Consider the following 24,061-nt stretch of genomic DNA (forward strand, 5'->3'; position numbering starts at 1 on the left):
AGGCTAGATGCCAAACAGTGCTTTAGTATTGTTGGTGGTTCGCTGTGTGAGCTCCTCAATAGAAATCCCTTTAAGACGAGCCACTTCCTGTGCAACAAAAGGCAGGTATTTGGGGTGATTCTTTTTCGGCCTTGGACGAATATTTCTAGGTAGAAGGTAGGGAGCATCGGTTTCTAAGAGCAATTTATCTAATGGGATATGTGGAACGGATGCTTGTAAACCTTGTCCCCTACGTTCATCGCATACCCACCCAGTAATGCCAATAGATAAGCCTAACGCTAAATAATTATCTAACTCAGCACGACTGCCAGTAAAGCAATGGATAACGGATTTCTTAGCCAATTCTGGGCAAGTTCTAAGGCGGGAAACCATCGCTTGATGGGCGTCTCTTTCGTGTAAATAGAGCGGTAGCTTATATTCATGGGCAAGCTCTATTTGCGCATCAAAAGCATAAAATTGCTCATCTGGAGTTGAATAATTACGATTAAAATCCAAGCCTGTTTCTCCAATCGCAACTGGTCTGATATGCCGAATTAATTCGGCAAAATGATTGCTGCTTTGGCTTTTCCAGGTGTTTGCTTGATGTGGATGGCAGCCAAGAGTGTTCCACATAGAAGGCTGATTCTTACATAGCAGCTGGAGTTGTTTGCTTTCCTCTAAATCAGACGCGATACAAACCATACCGTTCACGTTCGCGGCTCGCATTTCTGTTAGGGTTTTATCTAGATCATCAAGAAATATACGGTGATTTATATTTACGCCTATATCTATCATAAAGCCGTCATTGCCCGCGCTGTTTTTAAACTTTCAATGTATAGGTCTTTGAGGTTTTCTTTTGAAATGTTTTTATTTGCTAGAGAATCAAAAGGGATAAGCTCCCAATGTCCTGCCTCAAATGCTTCTATTAATTTCAACACCCCCCCTAAACTTCCTTTATGTTCTAGCAAGGCGGACTGTATGTTTGCATTGATAGGGAGCTCTTTTAACAATTCTGTTAACTCTTCATCAAAGAAACTTGGAAGATAAGAGAAAATACCCATTAAAAAAGCACCTTCAACCTTAGGGAAAAGGGCCGCAGAGACACTTTGACAAAAGCAGGCCCTTGAAACAGCCATAGAAAATAAACAAGCTGGTTTGCCTGTGATACTGCCTAACATAGCCAAACTGACCCATTGAGTTAAATCTTTAAAGCCTATGATTTCAACCGCGCGATAAACATCAGGAATCGTAAACTGACGTATATGTTGTTTAATATGGGTCAGTTTAATAATACGAAAAGTGAGTAGGGGGTCTCTCTTTATGCATTCAGCGACCTCATGAAAGGAGGCGTTTTTATTATTAACTATGTTTAGTACGTCAATTAAAATCGCCTTGTAGGAAAGGATTCGCTTACCAGTAACAGGCATTTTCTTTTTGATAAAATCACCGCTGAACCAGCCCGTTTTCATTTTTTCTTTAAGTCGACTAAATTGATAAGAATGGTCTATTTGGTTAACCCAAAGGCTTTTCTGGGATAGCAAAGGGTGTTCTCCGCGCTTGATAATAGCATCTATGTCCAAGTCCCCTAAATTGAAGAGGGCATATGAAAATAATGTTAAAAAATCTGCGGAATAAGAGGCTGGATCAGGATTTATTATGCCTAGTTGATTACCATCGAGGACAAACTTAGATAATTCTTCTATATTATCTTCTTCAGATAGTTCGTTTGAATGTAGAAAAATAACCAGAGGAAACTCTGCTGGTAAGGGAATAGAATCGAGCGCCCCTAAGCTGCTCTGAATAAAAACCACTTTTTGTTGAGTAATCTCAGCAAGGTTAACGTCAATGAAGAGAGTGCTAAGAAATGAGCCGTCAGATGTGTTGGTTGTGTTATCGGGATGTAATAAATGGTAAGCAGTTGTATCTGATTGACAATTCACAACGGCTTTACGACAAAAAAGTACATCATTATTCTTCATTTCTATCCCTTGCTGGAAGACTATTATTGATAAAAAAATACTGTAACACTCAGCCGAATACAATATCATGGTTATAATGGATTAAAGACCTCATATAGACAATGTTGGAGTAATTGTATGGCAAGCATGCTAGACGCCGTAGATCAGAGAACCAAGTTAGTTGGCGAAAACCGTTTGGAACTACTAATGTTTCGCCTTGGTCGTATACAAACCTTTGCAATAAATGTCTTTAAGGTTCAAGAAGTGGTAATGCTTCCAAAGCTGAATTTAATGCCCCATAGACATCCATCTGTTGCAGGCGTAACACATTTTCGTAACCGTACTATTCCGGTCATCGATTTGTCTGCATCAGTAGGGATGAAACCTATCGATAACACTCAACCATGTAATTTGATCGTTACAGAATACAATCAGACAATTCAAGGCTTTATGGTTGGCGAAGTAGACCGTATCATTAACATGAACTGGAATGAAATCTTACCGCCACCAGACGGCGCAGGTAGGCAACATTATCTAACCGCTATTACTCGTGTTAACGAACGCATTGTTGAAATTATTGATGTGGAAAAAGTATTAGCTGAAATATCACCGCGAGATAGCACTATTAGTGATGATGTGATTGATAGTGACTTGCTGTCCATGGCGAAAGATCTAGAAGTCCTGATAGTTGATGATTCATCTGTTGCTCGTCATCAAGTACGCACAACACTTGAGTTTCTAGGAATCCAAGTTCATGAGGCACCAAATGGAAAACGAGGGTTGGAACTACTGAAAAGATGGTCCGCTGCCGGTGAAATTGTTCCAGAAAAGCTTCTGATGATGATTACCGACGCTGAAATGCCAGAAATGGATGGCTACCGATTAACGAGAGAGATACGAGAAGACCCGAACCTAAAAGGCCTACATATTGTTTTACATACCTCACTAAGTGGTAACTTTAATAAGGCGATGGTGCAAAAGGTCGGTTGTGACGATTTCCTATCTAAGTTCCAGCCTGATAAGTTAGCTGCCCTTATTCAAGATAGGATGCGTGATGTTATTTATCGTGAGTAAGAACTGTCTTGATCATTGCTTAATATTTAAAGAACAGGCCTAGGCCTGTTTTTTATTTTTAAACGACTTTTATTAAACGACAACAGGTACATGATGCAAGCAGAATGGTTTTTACTATTAATGTTACTTGGCGCAGGGAGTGGGGCTGTAAATGGAGTCATTGGCTTCTGTTCTATGCTAATTGTCGTGCCAGTCTTATATTTTTTCGCGCCATTTTTTGAATTTGATTTTTCAAATATGCTGTTACCTATCGTTGCGACCTGTATTGCGGCTTTTACTCCTACATATCTATACCAGTGGGTCAGGGCAATGAAAGAAGGTAAAGTAGCTTTTCAGAAACTTATTGATTTTGCTCCTGGTGTTGCTATGGGTGGAATTATTGGCGCACAACTGATGTCTTTAATTAACTGGCCTGTATTCTTTGTATGTTTTTCTATTGTGTCTTTAATGGCTTGTTTTAATTTTGTGCTTCAAATAATAAAGCCTGAGCAGCGACAAGTTGCCAGTCCATTAGCACGCTTACCAATCGGGCTATCTATTGGAGCGCTATCCTTGTTATCAGCTAACTCGGGGAAAACACTCTCTGAAAGCCTATTTTTTGCTCAGCCTTGTCCGGTAGAACAACGCCAAGCTACCGCAACTGGGTTGGCTGTCTTTGCCTCTATTGCTGCAGTAGTGGGGTTTGCTTTTCCTGCGGTTGCCTTTGATAAGCTAAATTTGTCCGGTTTTGCAGGAGCCATTCACCTACCTTCCTTTGTAGTCCTATCGCTGAGTCACTTTGTCTTCTACTGGCTCTGTCAGAGCAAAGGAAATACATTAGACAAGGGGGTTTTGACCGTAAGTTTAATCGTTTTTTTAATCGTTTCGTTATTGAGAATAGGGTTCTTTTAGTACGGAACACTATCTTACCATTAGTAAAATAGAACATTTGATCTTTGTTGTTGCATTTCGCTCAGGTAGTTTGTTTTTTTATTTTTAGCCCCCATTCATTTATCCCAATGCAGCAGTCATTTCTTAAATAAGGTTTGTCATGAAAAAAACCAGTAACTATGGTGTATTAATAATTAACTTGGGCACACCTGATGCACCAAGTGCTCCAGCTGTACGCCGCTTTTTGAGAGAGTTTCTTTCAGACCCTCGTGTTGTAGATTTAAACCCACTTTTATGGAAGCCTATTCTGAATTTAATCATTCTTACTGTAAGGCCTTCCAAAGTAGCAAAGGTCTATCAGCAGGTATGGATGGATGAAGGCTCTCCATTACTGGTACTGAGTGAACGTTTAAGAGATCAGCTAAAAACTAAGCTTAATGACACAAGGGGTAATGAGATTCCTATTGAGCTGGCGATGACTTATGGAAATCCAAGTATTGAAGACGGCGCGAATAAACTTCGTCAGGCCGGTGTTAAAAACATACTTGTGATACCTATGTACCCTCAGTTTTCTGGTACCACAACCGCTGCTGCCTATGATCGCTTAATGTTTTCGTTAAAGTCTTGCCCCCATTGGCCTGGATTACACTTACTACACGATTACGCAGATCACCCTCTGTATATCAAAGCGTTAGCTAATTCCATAAGAGCACAGTGGGATAAGCAAGGAGAACGAAGGCACCTTGTTTTGTCTTATCATGGCATTCCTAAGCGCTATGTTTCTAATGGTGACCCTTATGCTCGTCGCTGTGAAATAACAAGCCGCTTGGTGGCAGAGGCATTAGACTTAGGTGACCATGAATGGACTCATGTCTATCAGTCTCGATTTGGTCGTGAAGAATGGCTTAAGCCCTATGCCGATAAAACTCTAAAAGCACTACCATCCATGGGGATCAAAAAGATCAATGTCATTAGCCCAGCCTTTTCTATCGATTGCATAGAAACGTTGGAAGAAGTGACGTTAGAGCTAGGCGACGAATTTAAACATAGCGGCGGTATAGCGTTTGATTATATTCCAGCCTTAAATGACGGCTTAGATCATGTTGCACTGTATCTTGATTTAATCAAACAAAATACCAAACAATGGACCATGTGATATGAGTTCGACAGGAAATAACCCTATTCAAACCATTGCCTTTGACGCTGATGATACCTTGTGGCGAAATGAAGAAATTTTCCTTCATGCGCAAGATAAATTTATTGAGATGCTCTTACCTTATCATGATGAGGCTTTCATACGCTCTCATCTTAATGGCATTCAAATTAGAAATTTACAGCACTTTGGGTATGGCATTAAAGGCTTTACCCTCTCCATGATAGAAACCTCTATTGAGCTTACTGAAGGGCGTATTAGCGGTACAGAAATTCATCAAATAATTCAGCTTGCTAGGAAGATGTTAGCTTCACCTGTGGAGCTTTTGCCGGGAGTGGAACAGGTTTTAGCAGAGCTAAAAGGGAAGTTTCGTTTAATGGTAATTACCAAAGGCGATTTACTTGATCAAGAAGGAAAATTAACTCGGTCTGAGCTTGCTGATTACTTTGATATTATCGAAATTGTTAGCGATAAAACTCCATACACTTACCAGCAAATACTGAAGCGCTATCAAATATTACCCGAGAGTTTCCTGATGGTTGGGAATTCTTTGAAATCTGATATTTTACCTATTTTAGATATAGGGGCTCATGCTTTGCATATCCCTTATCACAGTACTTGGGATCATGAACAGGTCGAAAAAGAGGTGCTATTGCAATACCCTCAATTGGAAGTGCTAGATAATATCTCTCAATTTACTCATTGGTTGGATCAGTCATTTAAAAAATAAGGTTTTAATATGCAATATATGAAGCTTCTTATTGGCTCTCTTATTTTAATTTCCAGTTTGTTGTATGCAGAAGAAAGCGCTGTCGACAAAACAAAGGACAGCGCCGTTGAACTATGGAAGAACGCCAAAGAAGCTACCGTTGAGTTAGTCGGTAAAGCGTCAGAAAAAGCCTCTGCTGTTGGGGAAAAAGCGTCTGAGACAGGTAGCAAAGCATCCAGCAATGTTAAAGCAACAGGAATTATTGTTTGGGATGTGCTGAAAGAAGCCGGTGCAGCTACGGCACAAAGCGCTAAAAAGGGCATGGAAAAAATTCGCCAGCTTGGTGACGAGAAAAGCGACAAGGAAAAATGTAATGAAGACCATGCACCTTGTTATAAAGGAAAAGAGTAATCATCAGTGCCAGATAACGAGAATAATAAGCCAAGCAAATCTAGTCACTGGGAACAGGAGTTTCTAGAACAAGATGATGCTCATATAAAAACGGCACAAGTGCGCTATCGTTGCCCAAAGTGTGACAGCTTACTGAAACTGAAAGAAGGTGCCAATGGTGCTTTTTGGGGTTGTGAGTCCTATCCAACTTGTGACTACACAGCAAATAATGAAGCGGGAAAACCGGTTAGAGCAAAACGCTTCCTGTGTCCTGCTTGCCAGTCGCCGTTAAGGAAAAGAGCCTTCAAAGATAATGTTTTTTGGGGGTGTTCAAGCTATCCAGATTGTAAGGTCACTGTAGAAGATGGCAGCGGCACACCATCAAGCACCAAGAAATACCCTTGCCGTTCCTGCGGCCACTATCTGGTGCGTAAGAAAAGCCGTAACGGCTATTTTTGGGGCTGCATTACTTACCCAGATTGCACCAACACACTCAATGACGACAAGGGGCTCCCAGTCTTGAGAAAGAAGCGCTAATAAATCTGATGTTTTTGTTCAATATCTTCAAGTGCCTTATCTAGATTGGCAAACTCAAATTGGAAGCCTTGTTGCTCTAACCTCTGAGGAATGATTTTAGGACCATGGGTTAATAGACTCGCCATTTCACCTAGAGCAAGATCCAATACCCATTTCGGCATAGGCATAAAAGCAGGGCGTTTTAACGCTCTTGCATACTGCTTGGCAAAATCTTTTTGTTGAATGGCTTGAGGGGAAACGAAGTTGTAGGTACCAATATAACGGTCATCGTTTATCGCGGCGATAACCCCTTTGATAACATCTCGCTGATGAATCCATGGAAACCATTGCTTGCCACTGGCAATAGGTCCACCCAAACCGCATAAAAAAGGTAAACGCATTTTTTCTAGCGCACCGCCAGCTCCAAGCACCACACCTAATCTAAAAATCACCACGCGAGACGCCCCTTCAGTAAAGGTCTGCGCAGCGTTTTCCCAATCACGGCAAAGGTCGTGGGCAAAGCCACCACTCGGTGTTGCGTTTTCCGTGAAAACATCGTCGATCGATACACCATAAAAACCAACAGCAGACATAGATATGACGAGTTTTGGTGCTTGCTTCAGTTTTTTTCTAACGGTATTCGTTAATGTAATACGGCTATCGTAGAGGGTTTTCTTACGTTTCTTCGTCCAAGGTTTGCTCGCAATACTTTCTCCCGCTAGGTTAATAAAAGCATCCATTTGGCTATCAAGAGAGTCCAGTGATTCTAGCGTTATCTGATTTATTGAATCATCTAGGCGATTATCTTTTTGCCTGACTAGGGCCGTAATTTGATGCCCAGATTTTAGCAATTCAGGCAATAGAGATTGGCCGATAAAGCCTGTGGCTCCTGAAATGAGAATCTTCATAATTTCTATCCTGAGTGATGAGCTACTGTCCTAGGTACGTAGAAAAAGTGAAATAGGATCAAGGGCTTCCATTAATACAGGTGATATTTTCATAATCTGCAATTATTGTGGCAGAGATTTCAAAGTTTTTGGGGTTGGATCTTCTTTTTCTTAAGTAGGATGGCTAGAATGGGGTAACTAGAAACATTAGGTATCAAAATGCTACGTAAAGAATACGATCACATCATACTTCTTGCTCATGGAAGTCCTGATCCTATTTGGAAACAACCCTTCGAGTCTTTATACAATCAAATCACTTTGTCTTATGGGGCTAACAATGTCAGCCTTGCCTTTATGGAGCTGACTATACCGACGTTAGAAGAAACCGTTGCAAGCCTTGATAAAGAAATAACTAGAATCGCCGTGTTACCTCTTTTTCTCGCTGTGGGTCGTCACCTACGTCAGGATGTACCAGCACAGATAGAAGCATTACAAACTGACCGTTTACAAATTGATTTGCTTCCTCCTATTGGGGACGACGCTGCAGTCAAAGAAGCTATGCAAATGGCTATTGCTAAATATCTTGGTAAGGTTGAATAAATGTTATTTAAGCATCTCCCTGATGAAATATTTCAGGCGCTAAGTGGCTCCAACAAAATATTAATAGAAGCGGTCTTATATGATCTGGCTGAAGTGTTTTATGACCATGCCGAAGACCCAATAAAAGACAAGTCAACCATTATAGAATCGATAGAGGATACGCTTCATAAGTTGGATACTCTATCGTGGCAAGAAGAACAAAAGGAGTCCTTTGATTCTCCTAAAACCATTCATGATTATGCTCTACGTATTTACCATCGTTTGGTCAATACAGGCTGGCTAGTAGAAGAGCAGGAACTCTACCGTGTGAGCGTTTTAATGACGCCGCAGATCTCTATGCTGTTACGCTCTTTAGTTGAAATTAGCAGCCATGGTAAACGAAATTATGGCGCGACGGTGCTGAGTATACTAAGTAACCTTGAATCAGTGGCTAAGCACCCTAAAGAACGTGGGGTGACCTTAAGCCAATCGGCAGAAGCTTCACGAGATTTCTCTGCGCACCTCAACCAAATATTATTGGGTATCCGTAGTTTGCAACAAGAGTTGTTTGCTAGCCGTGACCCTAAGGCGATTGTTGCTGGTTTCTTTGACCTGTTTGTCGAAGGTATTTTGATTGCCGACTATAAAACCATTAAAACCAGTAACAACCCATTTCGTTTTCGTCGACAAATTCTAGAGCACGCACAAGAGTTTCTAAGCAACCCAGAAACCATGGGGCAGGTGGCTCAGTGTTATATGGACCAACAATTGATTAGTATGGCCGAAGCGCAAGCTTTGGTTGAAAAAGACTGCCGGGACATTATTCTTACCTTCAGCAATATCGAGCAACGTTTAGAGCGCATTGATGAATATCGCTATCGATTGGAAAAGCGTGCTGCCGATACGGCCCGTTATATGGATAGCTCTCGTCCTGGTATGGCGAATAAGGTCGCAGGGATCATTGCTGATGTGGCAAAATTCGATAGCCTACCAGTATTGAAGCAGGTAATAGGTGCCAAGTTTGTTGGCATGGAATCCGCAGCCCAACCCACAAAACGCCGAGAGCCACCGCCACCGCGTATTATGACACCAACAGAAGTGTCTGCTGAAGCAATTAAAGTTCGAGATCAGCAACGTCGTTTCCATGAGGCTCGTCAGGTTACCATTCCTAAACTACAGAGCTATTTAGAACGTCAAATGGAGACAAAAGACGATAAGCACATTCTTGATTTCAGCATAGAGTCGGTGGAAGACTTTGTTTGCTTTGATCATTTACGTTATGTGGGCTCTCTTGGGGTTAGTGCAAAAAAGATCGAAAATTCATTTGAAATACAATTTACCGACCAGTTTTTGGATGTGCATAATTTTGTTGAATGCCGCGAATTCAATGTGGTACGTAGGAGCAGGGCGTAATGCTTAAAGAGCTAAAAAAAGTGGTTGAGGAATCCGGCAAAGATGCCCAAGAGTTTCAACAAACAGCAAACTTTGTTATCGCGAATCAATTTGCCAGTGCCTACAAGCACGGGCAACGTAAGCATTATCTGCTAGTTGAGTCCTATCAGGATTACTTTAGTAACTTGTTTGATGCATTAGGCATGAAGCTCTATATCAATGAAAATGAGCGTTTAGCTGGCGTCTTACCTATTCAACGGGAGGCTTTTGTTCGTTTGAAAGCGGACGAAACTTTATTTTTACTTGTGCTGCGTCAAATTTATGAAGAAAAAATTGAAAACTTTGAAGTGGACAATGGCTTTGTTGCAACCAATACCCACACTATTTTAGATCGGTACGTTCAGCTGGTGAAACGTGAGATTCCAAGTGAAACTCGCTTCAAAGACATATTAGCTTTACTAAGCCGTCATGGTGTTTTGATTCGTGGTAAGTCCTATGAAGAGGACAGCAAGAATGTAATGATTAATATCACCCCTGTAGTGCGCCTCATTGTGACAGAAGCTTATTTAAGGCAGCTAGAGTCATTTAATGGTACGGACCCAGACGAAGATGACATAGAGTCGGACTCGGAGCAAAATCTAGAGTTAGCACAAGAAACCACTCAGGACTAGGCCTAAAATATGAAAAAGCTCAATCGAATCGTATTGATAAATTGGTACCTACTGGGTGCAGAAGAAATTAATATTCGTGGCAATACGGCGATTATCGGCCCTACCGGGTCAGGTAAATCTTCCTTGCTGGATGCGATCCAAACGGTATTGACTGGCGCGAGTAAACGTCATCTTAATTACAACGCCAGTGCCAACGATGGTAAAGCCAGCGGTCGTAGTATCCGCTCTTATATTTTGGGTATGATAGATTCAGGTCAAGCGAATGCAAAGGTATTTGGCACTCAGCCTCGTCAAGATGCCATTAGCTATTTGGGCTTAGTATTCGAAGACAGCACCACAGGTAAAGAGTCCACAGTAGGATTAGCCCTGAGTGCTTCTTTGGCTTCTCCGGAAGAAGATATCCTTGGTCGTTTTGTCTTACCAAATTACGGCGTAAGAAAGAGCGACTTTATCGATGCAATGGAAGGTAAGAGTTATCAAGCCAAGCCCTGGATCGAAGTCCGTGAGACGATGAAGAAAATCTGTTTAGACCCTTATATAAAATCAGGCAGTGCTTCTGCGACACAATATATTAATCGCTATTTGGAAGAGTTAAGCCCAAGTGCAGATCAACTAATTACCCTTGATAGCTTTTTGAAGAACTTCAAGAATGCCCTTAAATTTGTCCCGATTGCTTCCCCAACTCGTTTTGTTCAGGACTTTGTCTTGGCTGAAGCGCCGTTAAAGGTTGGCGCCTATCAAAAATCTCTCCATGAATACCGCCACCTTGAAGCAAAAACCCTAGAAGTTTCTAAACGTATTGATGACCTTAAGTTAATACAGCAAGACTGTGAAAAAAAGCATCAGCAAGAACAAGGTGCAATCAATTATCAATGGATTGCAACGGAAGCTCGCTTTGATGAACTAGGCAGTAAGCAAGACGACATTCAAGATCAATACGAATTACAGAAAGAACGTGAAGAAGAAATTGAAGAAGAGTTGGCAACTCAAGGTAGTTTATTAAAGCAGCTACAGAGTCAGCTGCTTCGTTTAGAACAACAATATGAGCATTCTGATGTGGGCTTAAAGCTTCAGCAGCTTGAGCAAAATAAAAAGCTATTAGTATTACAGGGACAGCAAGATCAGAAAGCGATTCTGCAAGTTAGACAACTTACTATTTTGCTTTCAGCGCTTCAGTCGTTTGAGGACTTGCTATCAAAAGACGTTAATCAGTTGGTGAAAGACTTTTCAGCCTTTAATAATCTGATTTCAGAGGATGGTCGAGTAGAGGGTAATCTCAAACCATTGACGCAAAAGCTGAGTGAGCTTAACGAGGCGCTTGACCAAGAAAAGTCGCAAGTATTTAGACAGCGTTCTGAATTGAACCGTACCATCTTGAATTTAAAGGATGAGTGTAAGCAACTTGAGTCGGATGTGTCTTCTCTTAAAGGTGGTGTTAGTCCACTCTCTCAAAACACTAAACGCTTAATTGCTTTATTGGATGATGCCAATATTGTTGCAACGCCATTGAGCCATTTGGCTGAAGTGACAGACCGTAAATGGCAAGATGCCATTGAAGGTTATCTGGGCGCTCAACGTGAAGCGCTTATTGTTGAACCAGAAGATGCGGAAGAGGCAATACGTATATTTCGTGCCCACCGTCGCCAGTTAATGGGCTGTCGAGTGATTGATACAACCCAGACACGTCTTTGGTTGAACCGCGGTGATCATAAATCGGCGCTGCGCTTTATTCGTTGTAGCAATGATCATGCTCAAGCGTATTTAAATCGTCGCTTAGGTGGCATTAAGCCAGTTGAAACGGAACGTGAATTATTACGTGAAGACAGTGCTATGACGGCCGATGGCATGTTAAAACTGTCTGGCACTATTTCAACGATTCGTTTTACTCCCCACATGATGGTGGGTATCAATACTGAGGGGATGCGTGAGTCTAGAGAGCAACAATTAGCGACCTTAAGTACTGAGTTAATGAACTACTTGAAAGCTGATCAACGCCTTGAACAAGCTGATAATTTGCTTGGTCGTGTTATGGCAAGTAATCAGTTCGATGTGGAAAGTCTTGGCAATGCCAGTCATGCGGTGACTCGTTTAACTCAAGAATTAGAAATGGTTGAAACGGAAATTGCTCAACTGCACAAGCATGATGACACTGAATTACAAGAACGCATTGAAGAACTGAAAGCACGAATTGCGAGCGTTGAGCTTGAACAGAAAAAGCTAGACAGAGAACGTCAGCAGATAGCAGAGCAATTTGGCGCTTTGAATACTCAGAAGAGTCAATTGAGTTCCGCTCTTTCGGCACTAGATGAAGAGCGCAATCGACTTACCTCTAATCCGAAATACGATGCTGAGTTTGCTAGTGAGCGCTATGCGTTATTAGAAAGCAGCATGGTGAATGGTGCCGCCATTTATAAGGAAGCCATTAGTCGTTCTGAAAAAGCCAGCGAGAAAGCTCGTAGCTTTGACCAAAAGGTTCGCAAAGAAGTCGCCGATCATTACGGCAAATATCACCAAGCCAATCTAGATGACGATGTGCAATTAGATTATCTAGAGTCTAAATTTGAAGAATTCGAGCACTATGTTTCTTACCAAATAGAAGTGCTCAGTGAAACCGAACTGGCCAAGTACGCTAAACGCGCAGAGTTGGCTCGTCGCGAAGCAGAAGAAACCTTCCGCTCGGACTATGTGTCTAAACTGAAGGATTCCTTAGACCAGGTGGCGCATATTATTCGCGAATTAAATCACAGCCTTAAACGTCGCCCGTTTAACCAAGAGATATATCAGTTCCGTTATTATCCAAATGGCGATATGAAGGACATTTTGGATCTTGTTGAACGCTTTAGTGCTCAAGACCAAGCTAATGTGGGCGGATTATTTGACCCCCATTTGAGCGATGACCCAGAACATGCGCGAGCGATTGCAGCCATTCAAGATTTGATTTCGGATGAAGAAAAGCAGCAGGATTTGGCCGATTACCGGAAATTCTATAATTTTGAAGTAGATATATTGGATTCGGAAGGCAATAAGAAAACCACCTTGAGCCAGCGTATTCAAACGGGATCGGGTGGCGAACATCAGATTCCATTCTACTTAGCGATTGCCGCTGCTTTATCGACTACCTACCGTTTGCATGAAACCATGGATGGGGACATAGTAGGGGGGTTCTCTTTGGCTATGTTCGATGAAGCTTTTAATAAAATAGACATGGTGAAAACCTCTACTTGTATGGGGTTCATGAAAGACATCGGCTTACAGGTTATTGCCGCGGCCCCTGATGACAAACGCGCCGTCATGGCGGCGAACATGGATACCATTATCAGTGTTTGGCGAGAAGGTGGTGCTGTGTCTATCGACGTAGCCTATCCGAAAGAAAAAGGTCAAACATTGCTAAATGGCCAAGCAGATAACTTATTAAGCCCAGCATAGGTTGAGATAAGCATGATAATACAGCAGCAAATTGATCATCGTCTTAAAAATGCCATTGACGTTTTTCATATGACTCTCGACAATGAAAGTTATATGCATAATGTACCTGAAGGAAGCGAATCACATTTTAAGCTGGTGCTGGTATCCGATGTATTTGAAGGTAAGCGATTGGTTCAGCGACATCAGTTTGTCTATCAAGTTTTAGCTGAAGAAATGGCAAAAATTCATGCTTTGGCTATGCATTTGTATTCAAAGAAAGAATGGTTGTCTCGTGAAGAATTAGCCCCCTCATCACCTAACTGTCATGGAGGCGAAAAAGGACTTTTGTCCTAACGCTTAAGATTAATATGAGTATTTCAGTTACCGTTCATGATTCACAAAAAACCATTGAAATTGCCATTATAGGCAGTTTTGATTTTTCATTATTTAATGACTTTCGAGCCGCTTATTCTGATTATATTGGCTTATCTCACGCTTATATAGTTGATATGAGTCTAGTTGAGTACCTTGATAGTGCGGCTTTAGGTATGTTGTTAAGTATGAGAAATGCAGTTGGAGCTGAATGTGTTATAGAGTTAAAAGGAGCCAATGAATTCATTAAAAATATTTTAATGATTTCGCGCTTTGATAAACGCTTTGATATTCAATAAAGGCCATTCCGATGAAGCTTTTGTGTGTAGACAGCGAGCTTGTATATCGCGAGATAGTGACCCTATGCGCGGAAAAAGAAAACGTTGAAGTAAGGACGGCATCAACCTTTCAAGAGGCGATGTCTATATTTACCGGTTGGCTTCCCGATCTTGTTGTTTTAGATGTTGTCATACAAGGTGGCAGTGGTTTAGATCTGGTAAGGGCGCTTAAAGCCTTGTCAGGTAGCCGTTTTGTTCCGATGATATTTCTAACCTCTCACTCATCTGATGCCACTATGAATAAGTGTTTTAAATCTGGTGCTGATGACTTTATTCCCAAACCATTTAACGAGGTCCTTTTTAACGTTCGCCTTAAAACTCATATGCGACATGTTGAGTTGGTGCAGGAAATGTACCGTAAAAATAAGGCATTAACCTATTATCAAACCATGATAGAACGCGAACATGAAATGGCTCACCAAGTATTGGATCATATCCAGAATCGCAGTGAAAACAATCGTAATTGGGTGGCAATTACACGCATGTCTGCGGCTAGCTTCAATGGTGATTTGGCCTTGGTTAAAACGCGATCAGACGGTGTTCGTCTTGCCTTTGTTGGGGACTTTACAGGCCATGGTTTACCCGCTTCTATTGGTGCCTTACCCGTCACTCAAGCTTTTTTTGACGCAATTGATGAGCACATCTCCCTTGATGAATTAGCAATACGTATTAATCGCATGCTATTTAGCATTTTACCTGACTATATGTTTTGTGCGGCATATTTAATCCTTATGTATCCTACCGGTGAATTGCACTACTGGGGTGGAGGAATGCCTAATGCATTTATACGCAGAAATTCTGGCAAATTGGATCAACTACAATCTACTCATATGCCGCTAGGCGTGTTGCCTACGGCGGAATTTGAGTCGGATACTCGAGAAGATAAATTAAATAAAGGAGACACCTTAGTTATTGTTTCAGATGGTGTGTTGGAATTGAAAAATGGTCAAAATGAAATGCTAGGAGCCGCACATTCTGAATTTTTGGTATCATCCTGTTATGGTGCAAAAAGTTTAGTTCAAGCTCAGCAAGTTATGGAGATGGAGTTGTCTGACTTCCGAGGCAGTTCAGTTCAATTGGATGACATTACCTTAGTTGCCCTCAGAAACACGAATTCACACTAGCGTGTTTTATTATAAGGAAAATTCTAGTGTGAACTCGGCTTTATTAGCGCTTTTTATTGCCGCCTTTTTTACCGTGTGATTTTTTAGAAGTGTTATTTTTGTGTGGCATTGGACGTTTTTCAGGCTCCGTTCTTAATACCAAAAACAGATCTGTTAAGACCTCAGGGATTTGAGCAATACAAGAATGGGTTAGCTTCTCATTTGAACGTATCTGAACAACTTCTTCATCGTCAAATAGGTCCGAAGCGACCATAATAGGAAGCAATAGCTCAGCGATCACTTCTTCTTTCTCAGATTCAAACCAATGGCTTTCGGTCATAAAAACCCCTTCCATAAAGCCTGTTGCCCACTCTTGTAACTCACTAAGCTCTTCCGGTGTGTGACTCATTTCAAGTTCACAGGGCATTAAAAAGCCATCTTCTGATTCCAATTCTTTTTTTATATCAACAAAAAGACGGGCAAGTAACTGTAGGATTTGTTTTTCTTCTTTTTGGCTGACAAAGGTCGGAGTATCTTCAAAGATAACAGGAAGCCATTGCTCATCTGCAATGCTAGCAGGGCAAATAGATAAGGCGGTCAGAAAACCATGAGCCATTACAAAATTTTGACATTCCTCATGAACTTGATCTGACTCTAAAAATGCTTCTAAGGTGTCTAGTTCAAGGTCATCAAGAGGTTGGTGTGCCATGGGATTTTCCTAAATACAGAATAAGGGGCAATTTTAGCGAAAAGAAGCTTAAAAATCGATGCACAACATGACTTGTTAGGAGATAATTCGCAAATGAATTCAAAGCAGCATATTCTTTCCCGTCTAGGTTATAGCGATTATAAGCCATTACAAGAAGAGGCCATCGATGCCCTATGCTCAGGACAAGATGTTTTATTAGCAGCACCCACGGGTGGGGGAAAGTCTTATGTTTATCAAGCAGCAGGAATTTTACGTAACGGCGTAGCGGTTGTTGTTAGCCCTTTACTCGCGCTTATGTCCCAACAAGTTGAAGAGCTTAACCGAAAAGGCATACAAGCAAGGTTTCTTAATTCCACTTTAAACCCCGGAGAACAAGACGATCTTATTGGGGCTTTGCGTCATCACCATGTGGACCTGTTATTTCTATCTCCCGAAAAACTAGTGCAGCCTTCTGTTATTGGCTTTCTGCACAGCTTTGATATTTCTTTGTTTGCTATTGACGAAGCCCACTGTATTGCTCAATGGGGCAACTTTTTTCGGCCTGAATACAGTCAACTGGGTCAATTGAGAAATCACTTCCCCAAAACTCCGATTGTTGCATTAACCGGCACCGTTGATAAAAACACCATAGAAAGCATACAAAGCTCCTTAAGGCTTAATAATTGCCTTGTGCTAAAAACAAGCTTTGATCGCTCAAATATAGAAATTCATATTGCCCAGAAGCGTAAAGCGAAACAGCAAATCTTGCATTTCCTACATTATGAAGCGCCTGGAGAAACAGGCATTATTTATTGTCGATCCCGCAACAAAACAGAAGAGCTAGCGACTTGGTTGTGTCAATTAGGTTTTTCAAGCTTAAGCTACCATGCCGCAATGTCTGAGACAGAGAAACAACAAAACCATAAGGCCTTTGTCGAGGAGAGTGGCACCATTATGGTTGCTACAACCGCTTATGGGATGGGTATGGACATTGCTCATGTAAGGTTTGTTGTTCACTTCGACCTTCCCGATAGCCCAGAATCCTATTTTCAAGAAATCGGTCGAGCTGGCCGCGATGGAAAAACAGCGAAAGCGCTTTTATTATATGGTCTACAAGATATGCTGAAAGCTCAGCAGTTCAACTTGCTGCAAACGGATCATGGCATAAAGGCCAAAAATCGTCTTAACAGTTTCTTTCAAGTACTTGAGGGGAGAGGCTGTCGTCGTAAAAACCTCTTGGCTCATTTTGGCGAGAATATTGCTTCTTGTAACCATTGCGATCGTTGCTTATCACCTGTTGCCGAACAAAATATGACTATTGCAGGGCAAAAAATACTCTCTCTTATTTACCATACAAAAGGCATTCAGACTTTTAGTGTGTTAATTCAAATTTTATTAGGTAAAAAAAATAAAACCATAAGTAAGATAAATGCCGAATCTTTAAGTTTATTCGGTAAAGGCAAGGAACTAACAGAAGCCCAATGGAAGTCTGTTATTCGCTATTTGATTGCCTATGATTTTATTAGCATCGATCAATCGAATTTTTTTACAATAAATCTAAATGAGAAGTCTCGGTCATTATTAAAAGGAGAGAGGCAGATACTGCTTTCGCAAGAACGTTATTATCCGACTTTAAATGAAGCATTATTGTCGATTGATACCGCCAGTTGGCATAGGATAATGCGTTGGAGAAAGGCGCATAATGAAATTCCTTTAAGTGATAGTCAACTCAGGCTCATCTATCAACATCAGCCGACGTCTGTGGCATCTTTAAGTCGCCTCACAGGTCTCTCGAAAGGCGTTGTTACACACTTTGCAGAATCATTAATCTCAGTGATACATAACGAAGAGCATAAAGTGGGGGAAACGGCATGTTAGCCAACCAGCAGCTTATGTTAAAAATAGGGGGGGAAGAAATGTCCCCCCTTGATGCTGTATCAACGCAGGTATCCATTTGCTTTGATAAGGCCGATACTTTTTTTAAAAGCCGATTTCGACGTTCTAGTTGTGACTTTTCACAAAGAGGGCGTGCCGCCGGCACGGCTCATTTACATAAGAACCAAATCCGGTTTAATCCTTTTATGTACAATCAAAACCCGCAAGCTTTTTTAGAATCTGTTGTTCCTCATGAAGTTGCCCATATGGTTGTTTATCAAATATATGGTCTCAATGTTAAGCCCCATGGCAAAGAGTGGCAGGCAGTAATGAGAAAAGTTTTTGGGCTTTCCCCTAATAGAACACATACATTTGAAGTGCCCCCTCCAAAGCAAGCATTTGAGTACCATTGTGCATGCCAAACACATCAATTTACTAAGCGACGACATAGCAAAGCACAAAAAGGCACCGAATATATCTGTAAGCTATGCCAGTCATCACTTAAGTTCTCTATAGAAATCTTAAACACTAAGTAATATTTGTAAGTTTTGACTATAATTTAAGACGGCTAATGGGTTATTTCCTGTATTTTTTTTACCCTTATAGTAAGATAGCCGCATTTCGTTTACAGCGTGTATTTCATGGATTTATCTAATCGACCTAAAGAAAAATTGGAGCTAAATAAGCTTCAAAAACGCCTGCGTAGGTTAACAGGCCAAGCCATCTCTGATTTCAACATGATTGAAGATGGCGACAAAGTAATGGTTTGTCTATCTGGTGGCAAAGACTCCTACACCATGTTAGAAATTTTGCGCAATCTACAGGCAAGTGCTCCTATTAACTTCAGTATAGTTGCTGTTAATTTGGATCAAAAGCAACCGGGTTTTCCGGAGCATATTTTACCCGCTTATTTAGAAGAACAAGGTGTTGAGTTTCATATTCTTGAACGCGACACCTACAGTATCGTAAAAGAGCTTGTGCCAGAAGGTAAAACAACCTGCGGTTTATGCTCACGGTTGCGACGTGGTTCCCTATATGGGTTTGCTGAAGAAATTGGCGCTACAAAAATTGCACTTGGGCATCATAGAAACGATATCCTTGAAACCTTATTTTTGAATATGTTTTTTGGTGGCAAGCTAAAGTCTATGCCACCAAAATTGCTTAGTGATGACGGCAAACATGTTGTTATTAGACCTCTTGCCTATTGTAAAGAAACCGATATAGAAAAATTTTCTATTATAAAAGAGTATCCTATTATCCCATGTAACCTTTGTGGCTCTCAGGAGAACCTACAAAGACAAGTTGTGAAAGATATGTTGGATAAATGGGAAAAAGAATACCCAGGTAGAACAGAGACTATGTTTACCGCATTACAGAATGTAGTACCATCTCATTTAGCAGACACAGAGTTATTTGATTTTAAAGGTTTGAAGCAGACAGAAGATGCTTTTGACCGACTTAATATTATTACACTATAGGATATTAATAATGACGCAGACAAAACAAGCCTTGCTTATAGCCGCCGGTATTTTGAGCTCTTCTTGGGTACTTGCTTCAAGTGCCGATCTTAATTTAACCAATGATAAGGCCAATGCTGCTGTTACACTTAACATAGATAAGGCCGCAGTTAGTGTTGGTGGTATGTATGATGAAGGTGACAACACATCTTATGTATTTATGGGGCTAGGTGTTGAAGATGCTGAGGCAAACGGACCTCTTGCTGTTGGTATCGGGCTGAGAGGTTATGCGATTGATACAGATAGAGATTCAGGAAGAGACACAAGTGCGGCTGTTGGGGTAGGGGGCTGGTATCGCTACACTTTCCCACAAGCCAATCGCTTGAGCCTTTATGCCTCTGGTTACTATTCTCCCCAAATACTGACAATCAGTAATGCAGATCACGTGTATAATTATGAGGCTCGTCTTGAATATATGACGATGCGTAATGCCCGAGCCTACATTCGTTATAGTAAAATGGTTGTCGTATTCGATGATGCAAATGAGAGTCGAAAAGAACTAGATCATGGCTTTTCTATTGGCGCAAGCGTCGATTTTTAGTCTCAAACTCAGTTCTAAAAAGACATAAAAAAAGGTGGTCCAGCCACCTTTTTTTATGTCTTGAATGCAAAGCTTTATTAATCACCGTCAAAAGCACAGAGACTATAAACAGGAATATTACTGTCCCTTAATTTCTGACTTCCACCTAGATCCGGTAGATCAATGATAGCGGCCACTTCTTTAATATTAGCCCCTTGTTTTGTAAGCAGTTTAATTGCAGCGAATAGGGTGCCTCCAGTGGCAATTAAGTCATCAAATAGTAGGACTTGATCACCTTCTTGCGTCGCTCCCTCCTGAATTTCTAATTCCGCCTCACCATATTCTAACTTATAACTTTGCGAGATGGTTTTACCGGGCAACTTGCCTTTCTTACGAACTAAAATAAGTGGTTTTTGTAACTCATAGGCAAGTACCGCTGCAATTAAAAATCCCCGAGCATCGATGCAAGCGATATGTGTAATATCGCTGGCAATATAGCGATGTACATAAGCATCGACGACCATTCGCATTCCTTTCGGATCACTGAAAATAGGCGTAATATCGCGAAAACTTATGCCTTCTTCAGGCCAATCTTCAATAGTTTGAATGAGTGACTTAACGTAAAAATCATCGTAAAGCATGGTTTGGTGGCACCTTTGTGATGGGATCAAATGTTTTTTATTTTATCACAATCACTTGCTACCCCAACTAGTTTTTGCATCTCTGTTAGACCAACAATCGCAATTTCTTTACCATCCACTTCAATCATCTCATTTTTTTGGAAACGAGTGATGACACGACTGACCGTCTCTACAGCCAAGCCAAGGTAGTTACCAATTTCCCCACGAGACATAGAGAGTCTAAAGGAAGTGGCTGAATAACCGCGCTTCTTAAAACGGTTTGATAAATTTAATAAAAAAGACGCTACTTTTTCATCGGCATTTTTCTTTCCCAGCAATACCATCATTTGTTGGTCGTCTGAAATTTTTCGGCTCATTACTTTAAATATTTGATGCTTTAAAGAGGGGATTTGAGCAGACAAATCCTCCAGATGACTAAAAGGAATTTCACAAACGGTAGTTGTCTCTAATGCTTTTGCTGAGACAGGGTAAACATTGCCATCAATGCCACTAAGTCCAAGCAGCTCACTTGGGCAATAAAAACCAGTAATCTGTTCTTCCCCAGAACTGGTAATATTAAAAGTCTTTAAGGTTCCAGTACGAACCGCATAGACAGAGTCAAAAGACTGGCCCTGACGAAACAAAACTTCGCCTTTTTTGAGTGGTTTTTTCCTCTCGATAATTTGGTCCAATCGATTAATATCCTCATCGGCTAAGGCAATAGGAAGACATAAAGCACTCAAACTGCAACTCTGGCATTGTGATGTTAAAGTGCTGGTGAATCGTGGTGCTGTGTGTGTGATAGACATATTGAATCTCCCTGATCCTATATAACTTTTGAATGTTTTATGGAATTACTTATGTGTTTATCAAATACCATACAAACACAACGAATAAGTAAACGGCCTCGTTCGGTAACTCTAATGATAGTCTGCATACCATTATCTTCTATCTCAACCATGCCATCTTTAGCCATTGATCTCAAATTATCGATTTCTTGTTCGAAATAGCTTTTGAAATGAATATTATGAATACTTTCAATGGTTGAAGAGTTTAGCTCAAAATGACAAATAAGAGTCATTATAATTTGGTGTCGAACTCTGTCATCACGATTACTAATGTAACCTTTAGAGATGGCAAGTTGACCGTTTTCTATGCTGTTTTGATACAAGGATAAATCCGTGTGGTTTTGTATATAAACACCATTTAAATTACTAATAGCAGATACACCAAAAGCAATTAAGTCGGTTTCTGCATGGGTGGTATAGCCTTGGAAATTTCGCTGTAACCGCCCTTGCTGTTGCGCTTGAGTTAAGCTGTCATTCGGCTTAGCAAAATGATCCATGCCAATGTATTCGTACCCCGCCGCAACCAAATATTCAATGCTCATTTTTAGCAAATCAAGCTTTAAACTTGGTGAGGGTAAACTTTCATCAAGGATTCGTTTTTGAGCCCTAAAACGGTCGGGAAGGTGAGCATAGTTAAACACAGAAATACGTTCAGGGGACAAGGCTATTACTTTATCAAGTGTGTCTTTAAACCCCTTTAAAGATTGATAAGGCAGACCATAGATCAAGTCAAAATTAATGGATTTTATTTCCAATTGACGAGCATCTCGAACCAGCTTTTCAACCATAGAAATAGGTTGAATCCTATGAATCGCCTCTTGTACCTGACTGTCAAAGTCTTGCACCCCGATACTAATTCGATTGATGCCCAGTTCGACAAGTAACTTGAGTTTAGAGGAGGTTATCTCTCTTGGATCAATCTCTATACTGTAATCTTGGCTACCATCATTCACCAATTTGAAATATTGGCGAATAGTGCTGAATAAATCAGCAATATGTTGTTCGGATAAAAATGTAGGGGTTCCACCCCCTAGATGTAATTGAGTAACAGGACGAGAATCATCTAGCATAAGGCTTTTTAGGCGCATTTCCTCACCCAGCAACTCTACATACTCTCCACCTTTATCGTACTGCTTAGTGACTATTTTATTACAAGCACAGTAATAACAAAGATGAGCGCAAAAGGGGACATGGAAATACAGACTAATCGGAGTGGTAGCCGGAGCAAGCATCTTATCAATCAATGCGATCTTGCTTATGTTTGCATCAAACTGCGGGGCAGTTGGATACGAAGTATAACGTGGGCCTGCTAAGTTATATTTAGCGATAAGGGTTGAATCCCAGATCATGATGTCTTCCTATTAAAATTTCTAATAGGATTCTATCCCTTAGCGACCCAACGTTTTCTGACTCAGATCAAGGTTTTATGTGCTCTACCTATAAAACTATAAAAAATACTTATTGAGAGTGTGCTTTTCTCATTGCATGCGATTTGTTCTAATGTTGTCTTTTTGGCTAGGCAGTTACCCATGTCACCTTTACCTTTTTACCTTGCCCATGGTGCTGGAGTTGGTCATCACAGCGATTTTTTACAACTCTTATCAGCATCCTTATCTAAAGAAATAGCTCGTGTTTCTCCTGTTACTTTTGCTTATATGCAAGAGCAGGAAAGAATAGGGAAAAAACGACCACCGCCCCGTTTTGATAAACTTGTTCCTGAGTTCTCTGAAGCCATTAAAAATGAACAGCACTGTATTGTGGCAGGTAAATCCATGGGAGGGCGTGTGGCAACACAGCTTTCCCACTTGTCTATGGTAAAAGGCATTATCTGCTTTGGTTTTCCTTTCTACCCTTCAGGAAAACCCGAAAAACATAGGTTGTCATTTTTGGACAATTTAGAAACTCCCTGTTTAATTTTTCAAGGCACAAGAGATGCTTTAGGTTCTCAAGAATGGGTCACTCACCAAAATTTACCTAAACAGGTTCAGGTTGTCTGGATTGAAGGGGCTGACCATGATTTTAAAGTTCTCAAAAAATTAAATAGATCATTGGATGACACTGTTTCATTGATAAGCTCTCAAATAACTATTTGGTTAGCTAAGAATCATTTTGAGTGATCACCTTGTCGTTTTACAATATCCAAATAAATCATGAGGAAATAATATGGAACACCAAGCGGTGCTTGATGCAACAGGCTTGCTTTGCCCTGAGCCTGTCATGCTATTGCATGTAGAAATGAGAAAGATGGCAGCAAAAGAAATATTAAAAGTCATTGCCACAGACTCTTCTACTACACGGGATATTCCGAAGTTTTGCAATTTTCTAGGTCATTCCCTGATTAAGCAGGAAGAGGTGGAAGGGATTTATAACTATTGGATTCAAAAGAAAGGAAGCTAAAAAATAATGACTCAAAGTAAACTTGAGTCATTATTGATATAGGCTTATCTTCCTAAGCTCCCAGCCTTTTTGACAAGAGGTCCCTGTATTTACTCTATTAGAGGGCCTTTGGCCTAGGTATAGAATTAACACTCTCAACCTTGATCTATGTCGCCTTTATCTAAAAATAACTCAGCTAATATCAAAGAACATTCATCCAC

General features: G+C 40.8%; 26 protein-coding genes. 19 read left to right on the plus strand and 7 right to left on the minus strand.

Annotated elements, in window-relative coordinates; genetic code table 11:
- Positions 1–3 precede the first annotated feature (3 nt).
- Positions 4–774: a TatD family hydrolase gene (locus I8J31_RS11025; protein WP_199468614.1), complete on the minus strand. Its 771-nt coding sequence runs from the start codon at positions 772–774 to the stop codon at positions 4–6.
- Positions 771–1,958: an EAL and HDOD domain-containing protein gene (locus I8J31_RS11030; RefSeq protein WP_199468615.1), complete on the minus strand. Its 1,188-nt coding sequence runs from the start codon at positions 1,956–1,958 to the stop codon at positions 771–773. The genes I8J31_RS11025 and I8J31_RS11030 overlap by 4 nt, the downstream gene beginning before the upstream one ends.
- 117 nt (positions 1,959–2,075) lie before the next feature.
- Here I8J31_RS11030 and I8J31_RS11035 point away from each other — a divergent pair, with 117 nt between their 5' ends.
- The 6 genes from I8J31_RS11035 to I8J31_RS21105 all read left to right on the plus strand — a co-directional run bounded on the left by I8J31_RS11035 (position 2,076) and on the right by I8J31_RS21105 (position 6,670).
- Complete coding sequence (locus tag I8J31_RS11035) at positions 2,076–3,011, plus strand: chemotaxis protein CheV (protein ID WP_199468616.1); 936 nt, start codon at positions 2,076–2,078, stop codon at positions 3,009–3,011.
- A 90-nt stretch (positions 3,012–3,101) separates the two neighbouring features.
- Positions 3,102–3,902, plus strand: a complete 801-nt coding sequence (locus I8J31_RS11040) for a sulfite exporter TauE/SafE family protein (RefSeq protein WP_199468617.1) — start codon at positions 3,102–3,104, stop codon at positions 3,900–3,902.
- A 139-nt stretch (positions 3,903–4,041) separates the two neighbouring features.
- Positions 4,042–5,037 carry a ferrochelatase gene (hemH, locus tag I8J31_RS11045; protein ID WP_199468618.1) on the plus strand — a complete coding sequence of 332 codons (996 nt, stop codon included), beginning with the start codon at positions 4,042–4,044 and terminating at the stop codon, positions 5,035–5,037.
- A 1-nt stretch (position 5,038) separates the two neighbouring features.
- On the plus strand, positions 5,039–5,764 hold the full coding sequence (locus I8J31_RS11050; protein ID WP_199468619.1) for an HAD family hydrolase: 726 nt from the start codon (positions 5,039–5,041) through the stop codon (positions 5,762–5,764).
- A gap of 9 nt (positions 5,765–5,773) precedes the next feature.
- Entirely contained in the window at positions 5,774–6,154 is a 381-nt protein-coding gene (locus I8J31_RS11055; protein ID WP_199468620.1) for a hypothetical protein, read from the plus strand.
- Positions 6,155–6,160: 6 nt separating this feature from the next.
- Positions 6,161–6,670 (plus strand): DNA topoisomerase family protein, encoded by a 510-nt coding sequence (locus I8J31_RS21105; protein ID WP_199468621.1) that lies wholly within the window; start codon positions 6,161–6,163, stop codon positions 6,668–6,670.
- Here I8J31_RS21105 and I8J31_RS11065 read toward each other — a convergent pair.
- Positions 6,667–7,557: a TIGR01777 family oxidoreductase gene (locus I8J31_RS11065; protein WP_199468622.1), complete on the minus strand. Its 891-nt coding sequence runs from the start codon at positions 7,555–7,557 to the stop codon at positions 6,667–6,669. The genes I8J31_RS21105 and I8J31_RS11065 overlap by 4 nt on opposite strands.
- 198 nt (positions 7,558–7,755) lie before the next feature.
- Between I8J31_RS11065 and I8J31_RS11070 the strand changes: the two genes are divergently transcribed.
- The 7 genes from I8J31_RS11070 to I8J31_RS11100 are packed head-to-tail and all read left to right on the plus strand — an operon-like array spanning position 7,756 to position 15,417.
- Entirely contained in the window at positions 7,756–8,136 is a 381-nt protein-coding gene (locus I8J31_RS11070) for a sirohydrochlorin chelatase (protein ID WP_199468623.1), read from the plus strand.
- A complete protein-coding gene (locus tag I8J31_RS11075; protein WP_199468624.1) occupies positions 8,137–9,528 on the plus strand; it encodes a Wadjet anti-phage system protein JetA family protein in 1,392 nt (463 codons plus the stop codon). It begins immediately after the preceding gene.
- Positions 9,528–10,178, plus strand: a complete 651-nt coding sequence (locus tag I8J31_RS11080) for a DUF4194 domain-containing protein (RefSeq protein WP_199468625.1) — start codon at positions 9,528–9,530, stop codon at positions 10,176–10,178. Before I8J31_RS11075 ends, I8J31_RS11080 begins: the two co-directional genes overlap by 1 nt.
- Positions 10,179–10,187: 9 nt before the next feature.
- A complete protein-coding gene (locus I8J31_RS11085; protein ID WP_199468626.1) occupies positions 10,188–13,604 on the plus strand; it encodes an SbcC/MukB-like Walker B domain-containing protein in 3,417 nt (1,138 codons plus the stop codon).
- Between the two features lie 12 nt (positions 13,605–13,616).
- A complete protein-coding gene (locus tag I8J31_RS11090; protein WP_199468627.1) occupies positions 13,617–13,937 on the plus strand; it encodes a BolA/IbaG family iron-sulfur metabolism protein in 321 nt (106 codons plus the stop codon).
- A gap of 14 nt (positions 13,938–13,951) precedes the next feature.
- Positions 13,952–14,254 carry an STAS domain-containing protein gene (locus I8J31_RS11095; RefSeq protein ID WP_199468628.1) on the plus strand — a complete coding sequence of 101 codons (303 nt, stop codon included), beginning with the start codon at positions 13,952–13,954 and terminating at the stop codon, positions 14,252–14,254.
- Positions 14,255–14,265: 11 nt separating this feature from the next.
- Positions 14,266–15,417, plus strand: a complete 1,152-nt coding sequence (locus I8J31_RS11100) for a SpoIIE family protein phosphatase (protein WP_199468629.1) — start codon at positions 14,266–14,268, stop codon at positions 15,415–15,417.
- A gap of 43 nt (positions 15,418–15,460) precedes the next feature.
- Here I8J31_RS11100 and I8J31_RS11105 read toward each other — a convergent pair whose 3' ends face one another.
- Positions 15,461–16,105: a YecA/YgfB family protein gene (locus tag I8J31_RS11105; protein ID WP_199468630.1), complete on the minus strand. Its 645-nt coding sequence runs from the start codon at positions 16,103–16,105 to the stop codon at positions 15,461–15,463.
- 93 nt (positions 16,106–16,198) lie between these two features.
- Between I8J31_RS11105 and I8J31_RS11110 the strand changes: the two genes are divergently transcribed.
- From I8J31_RS11110 to I8J31_RS11125, 4 genes are all read left to right on the plus strand, one after another.
- Positions 16,199–17,962, plus strand: coding sequence for a RecQ family ATP-dependent DNA helicase (locus I8J31_RS11110; RefSeq protein WP_199468631.1), 1,764 nt, complete (start codon positions 16,199–16,201; stop codon positions 17,960–17,962).
- On the plus strand, positions 17,956–18,495 hold the full coding sequence (locus I8J31_RS11115) for a SprT family zinc-dependent metalloprotease (protein ID WP_233402713.1): 540 nt from the start codon (positions 17,956–17,958) through the stop codon (positions 18,493–18,495). The genes I8J31_RS11110 and I8J31_RS11115 overlap by 7 nt, the downstream gene beginning before the upstream one ends.
- Positions 18,496–18,600: 105 nt before the next feature.
- Positions 18,601–19,437, plus strand: coding sequence for a tRNA 2-thiocytidine(32) synthetase TtcA (gene ttcA, locus I8J31_RS11120; protein ID WP_199468632.1), 837 nt, complete (start codon positions 18,601–18,603; stop codon positions 19,435–19,437).
- A gap of 10 nt (positions 19,438–19,447) precedes the next feature.
- Positions 19,448–20,017, plus strand: coding sequence for a YfaZ family outer membrane protein (locus tag I8J31_RS11125; RefSeq protein WP_199468633.1), 570 nt, complete (start codon positions 19,448–19,450; stop codon positions 20,015–20,017).
- Positions 20,018–20,094: 77 nt separating this feature from the next.
- On the opposite strand, the gene I8J31_RS11130 is transcribed toward I8J31_RS11125, so the two are convergent.
- The 3 genes from I8J31_RS11130 to hemN are packed head-to-tail and all read right to left on the minus strand — an operon-like array spanning position 20,095 to position 22,813.
- A complete protein-coding gene (locus I8J31_RS11130) occupies positions 20,095–20,637 on the minus strand; it encodes an adenine phosphoribosyltransferase (RefSeq protein WP_199468634.1) in 543 nt (180 codons plus the stop codon).
- 26 nt (positions 20,638–20,663) lie between these two features.
- The gene (gene fnr, locus I8J31_RS11135; RefSeq protein WP_199468635.1) at positions 20,664–21,425 is read right to left on the minus strand and encodes a fumarate/nitrate reduction transcriptional regulator Fnr; all 762 of its coding nucleotides are present in this window, start codon (positions 21,423–21,425) and stop codon (positions 20,664–20,666) included.
- Positions 21,426–21,442: 17 nt separating this feature from the next.
- Positions 21,443–22,813: an oxygen-independent coproporphyrinogen III oxidase gene (gene hemN / locus I8J31_RS11140; RefSeq protein ID WP_199468636.1), complete on the minus strand. Its 1,371-nt coding sequence runs from the start codon at positions 22,811–22,813 to the stop codon at positions 21,443–21,445.
- A 180-nt stretch (positions 22,814–22,993) separates the two neighbouring features.
- On the opposite strand from hemN, the gene I8J31_RS11145 reads away from it, so the two are divergent.
- The gene (locus I8J31_RS11145; RefSeq protein WP_199468637.1) at positions 22,994–23,581 is read left to right on the plus strand and encodes an alpha/beta family hydrolase; all 588 of its coding nucleotides are present in this window, start codon (positions 22,994–22,996) and stop codon (positions 23,579–23,581) included.
- Between the two features lie 46 nt (positions 23,582–23,627).
- On the plus strand, positions 23,628–23,861 hold the full coding sequence (tusA, locus tag I8J31_RS11150) for a sulfurtransferase TusA (RefSeq protein WP_199468638.1): 234 nt from the start codon (positions 23,628–23,630) through the stop codon (positions 23,859–23,861).
- Positions 23,862–24,061: the final 200 nt, after the last annotated feature.

This window comes from Marinomonas transparens (assembly GCF_016463975.1).
GTDB lineage: Bacteria > Pseudomonadota > Gammaproteobacteria > Pseudomonadales > Marinomonadaceae > Marinomonas > Marinomonas transparens.

Excerpts from the sequence above, each read along its gene's own strand:
- I8J31_RS11025 (WP_199468614.1), bottom strand. The coding sequence starts at position 774 with ATGATAGATATAGGCGTAAATATAAATCACCGTATATTTCTTGATGAT.
- I8J31_RS11030 (WP_199468615.1), bottom strand. The coding sequence starts at position 1,958 with ATGAAGAATAATGATGTACTTTTTTGTCGTAAAGCCGTTGTGAATTGT.
- I8J31_RS11035 (WP_199468616.1), top strand. The coding sequence starts at position 2,076 with ATGGCAAGCATGCTAGACGCCGTAGATCAGAGAACCAAGTTAGTTGGC.
- I8J31_RS11040 (WP_199468617.1), top strand. The coding sequence starts at position 3,102 with ATGATGCAAGCAGAATGGTTTTTACTATTAATGTTACTTGGCGCAGGG.
- hemH (WP_199468618.1), top strand. The coding sequence starts at position 4,042 with ATGAAAAAAACCAGTAACTATGGTGTATTAATAATTAACTTGGGCACA.
- I8J31_RS11050 (WP_199468619.1), top strand. The coding sequence starts at position 5,039 with ATGAGTTCGACAGGAAATAACCCTATTCAAACCATTGCCTTTGACGCT.
- I8J31_RS11055 (WP_199468620.1), top strand. The coding sequence starts at position 5,774 with ATGCAATATATGAAGCTTCTTATTGGCTCTCTTATTTTAATTTCCAGT.
- I8J31_RS11065 (WP_199468622.1), bottom strand. The coding sequence starts at position 7,557 with ATGAAGATTCTCATTTCAGGAGCCACAGGCTTTATCGGCCAATCTCTA.
- I8J31_RS11070 (WP_199468623.1), top strand. The coding sequence starts at position 7,756 with ATGCTACGTAAAGAATACGATCACATCATACTTCTTGCTCATGGAAGT.
- I8J31_RS11075 (WP_199468624.1), top strand. The coding sequence starts at position 8,137 with ATGTTATTTAAGCATCTCCCTGATGAAATATTTCAGGCGCTAAGTGGC.
- I8J31_RS11080 (WP_199468625.1), top strand. The coding sequence starts at position 9,528 with ATGCTTAAAGAGCTAAAAAAAGTGGTTGAGGAATCCGGCAAAGATGCC.
- I8J31_RS11085 (WP_199468626.1), top strand. The coding sequence starts at position 10,188 with ATGAAAAAGCTCAATCGAATCGTATTGATAAATTGGTACCTACTGGGT.
- I8J31_RS11090 (WP_199468627.1), top strand. The coding sequence starts at position 13,617 with ATGATAATACAGCAGCAAATTGATCATCGTCTTAAAAATGCCATTGAC.
- I8J31_RS11095 (WP_199468628.1), top strand. The coding sequence starts at position 13,952 with ATGAGTATTTCAGTTACCGTTCATGATTCACAAAAAACCATTGAAATT.
- I8J31_RS11100 (WP_199468629.1), top strand. The coding sequence starts at position 14,266 with ATGAAGCTTTTGTGTGTAGACAGCGAGCTTGTATATCGCGAGATAGTG.
- I8J31_RS11105 (WP_199468630.1), bottom strand. The coding sequence starts at position 16,105 with ATGGCACACCAACCTCTTGATGACCTTGAACTAGACACCTTAGAAGCA.
- I8J31_RS11110 (WP_199468631.1), top strand. The coding sequence starts at position 16,199 with ATGAATTCAAAGCAGCATATTCTTTCCCGTCTAGGTTATAGCGATTAT.
- I8J31_RS11115 (WP_233402713.1), top strand. The coding sequence starts at position 17,956 with ATGTTAGCCAACCAGCAGCTTATGTTAAAAATAGGGGGGGAAGAAATG.
- ttcA (WP_199468632.1), top strand. The coding sequence starts at position 18,601 with ATGGATTTATCTAATCGACCTAAAGAAAAATTGGAGCTAAATAAGCTT.
- I8J31_RS11125 (WP_199468633.1), top strand. The coding sequence starts at position 19,448 with ATGACGCAGACAAAACAAGCCTTGCTTATAGCCGCCGGTATTTTGAGC.
- I8J31_RS11130 (WP_199468634.1), bottom strand. The coding sequence starts at position 20,637 with ATGCTTTACGATGATTTTTACGTTAAGTCACTCATTCAAACTATTGAA.
- fnr (WP_199468635.1), bottom strand. The coding sequence starts at position 21,425 with ATGTCTATCACACACACAGCACCACGATTCACCAGCACTTTAACATCA.
- hemN (WP_199468636.1), bottom strand. The coding sequence starts at position 22,813 with ATGATCTGGGATTCAACCCTTATCGCTAAATATAACTTAGCAGGCCCA.
- I8J31_RS11145 (WP_199468637.1), top strand. The coding sequence starts at position 22,994 with ATGTCACCTTTACCTTTTTACCTTGCCCATGGTGCTGGAGTTGGTCAT.
- tusA (WP_199468638.1), top strand. The coding sequence starts at position 23,628 with ATGGAACACCAAGCGGTGCTTGATGCAACAGGCTTGCTTTGCCCTGAG.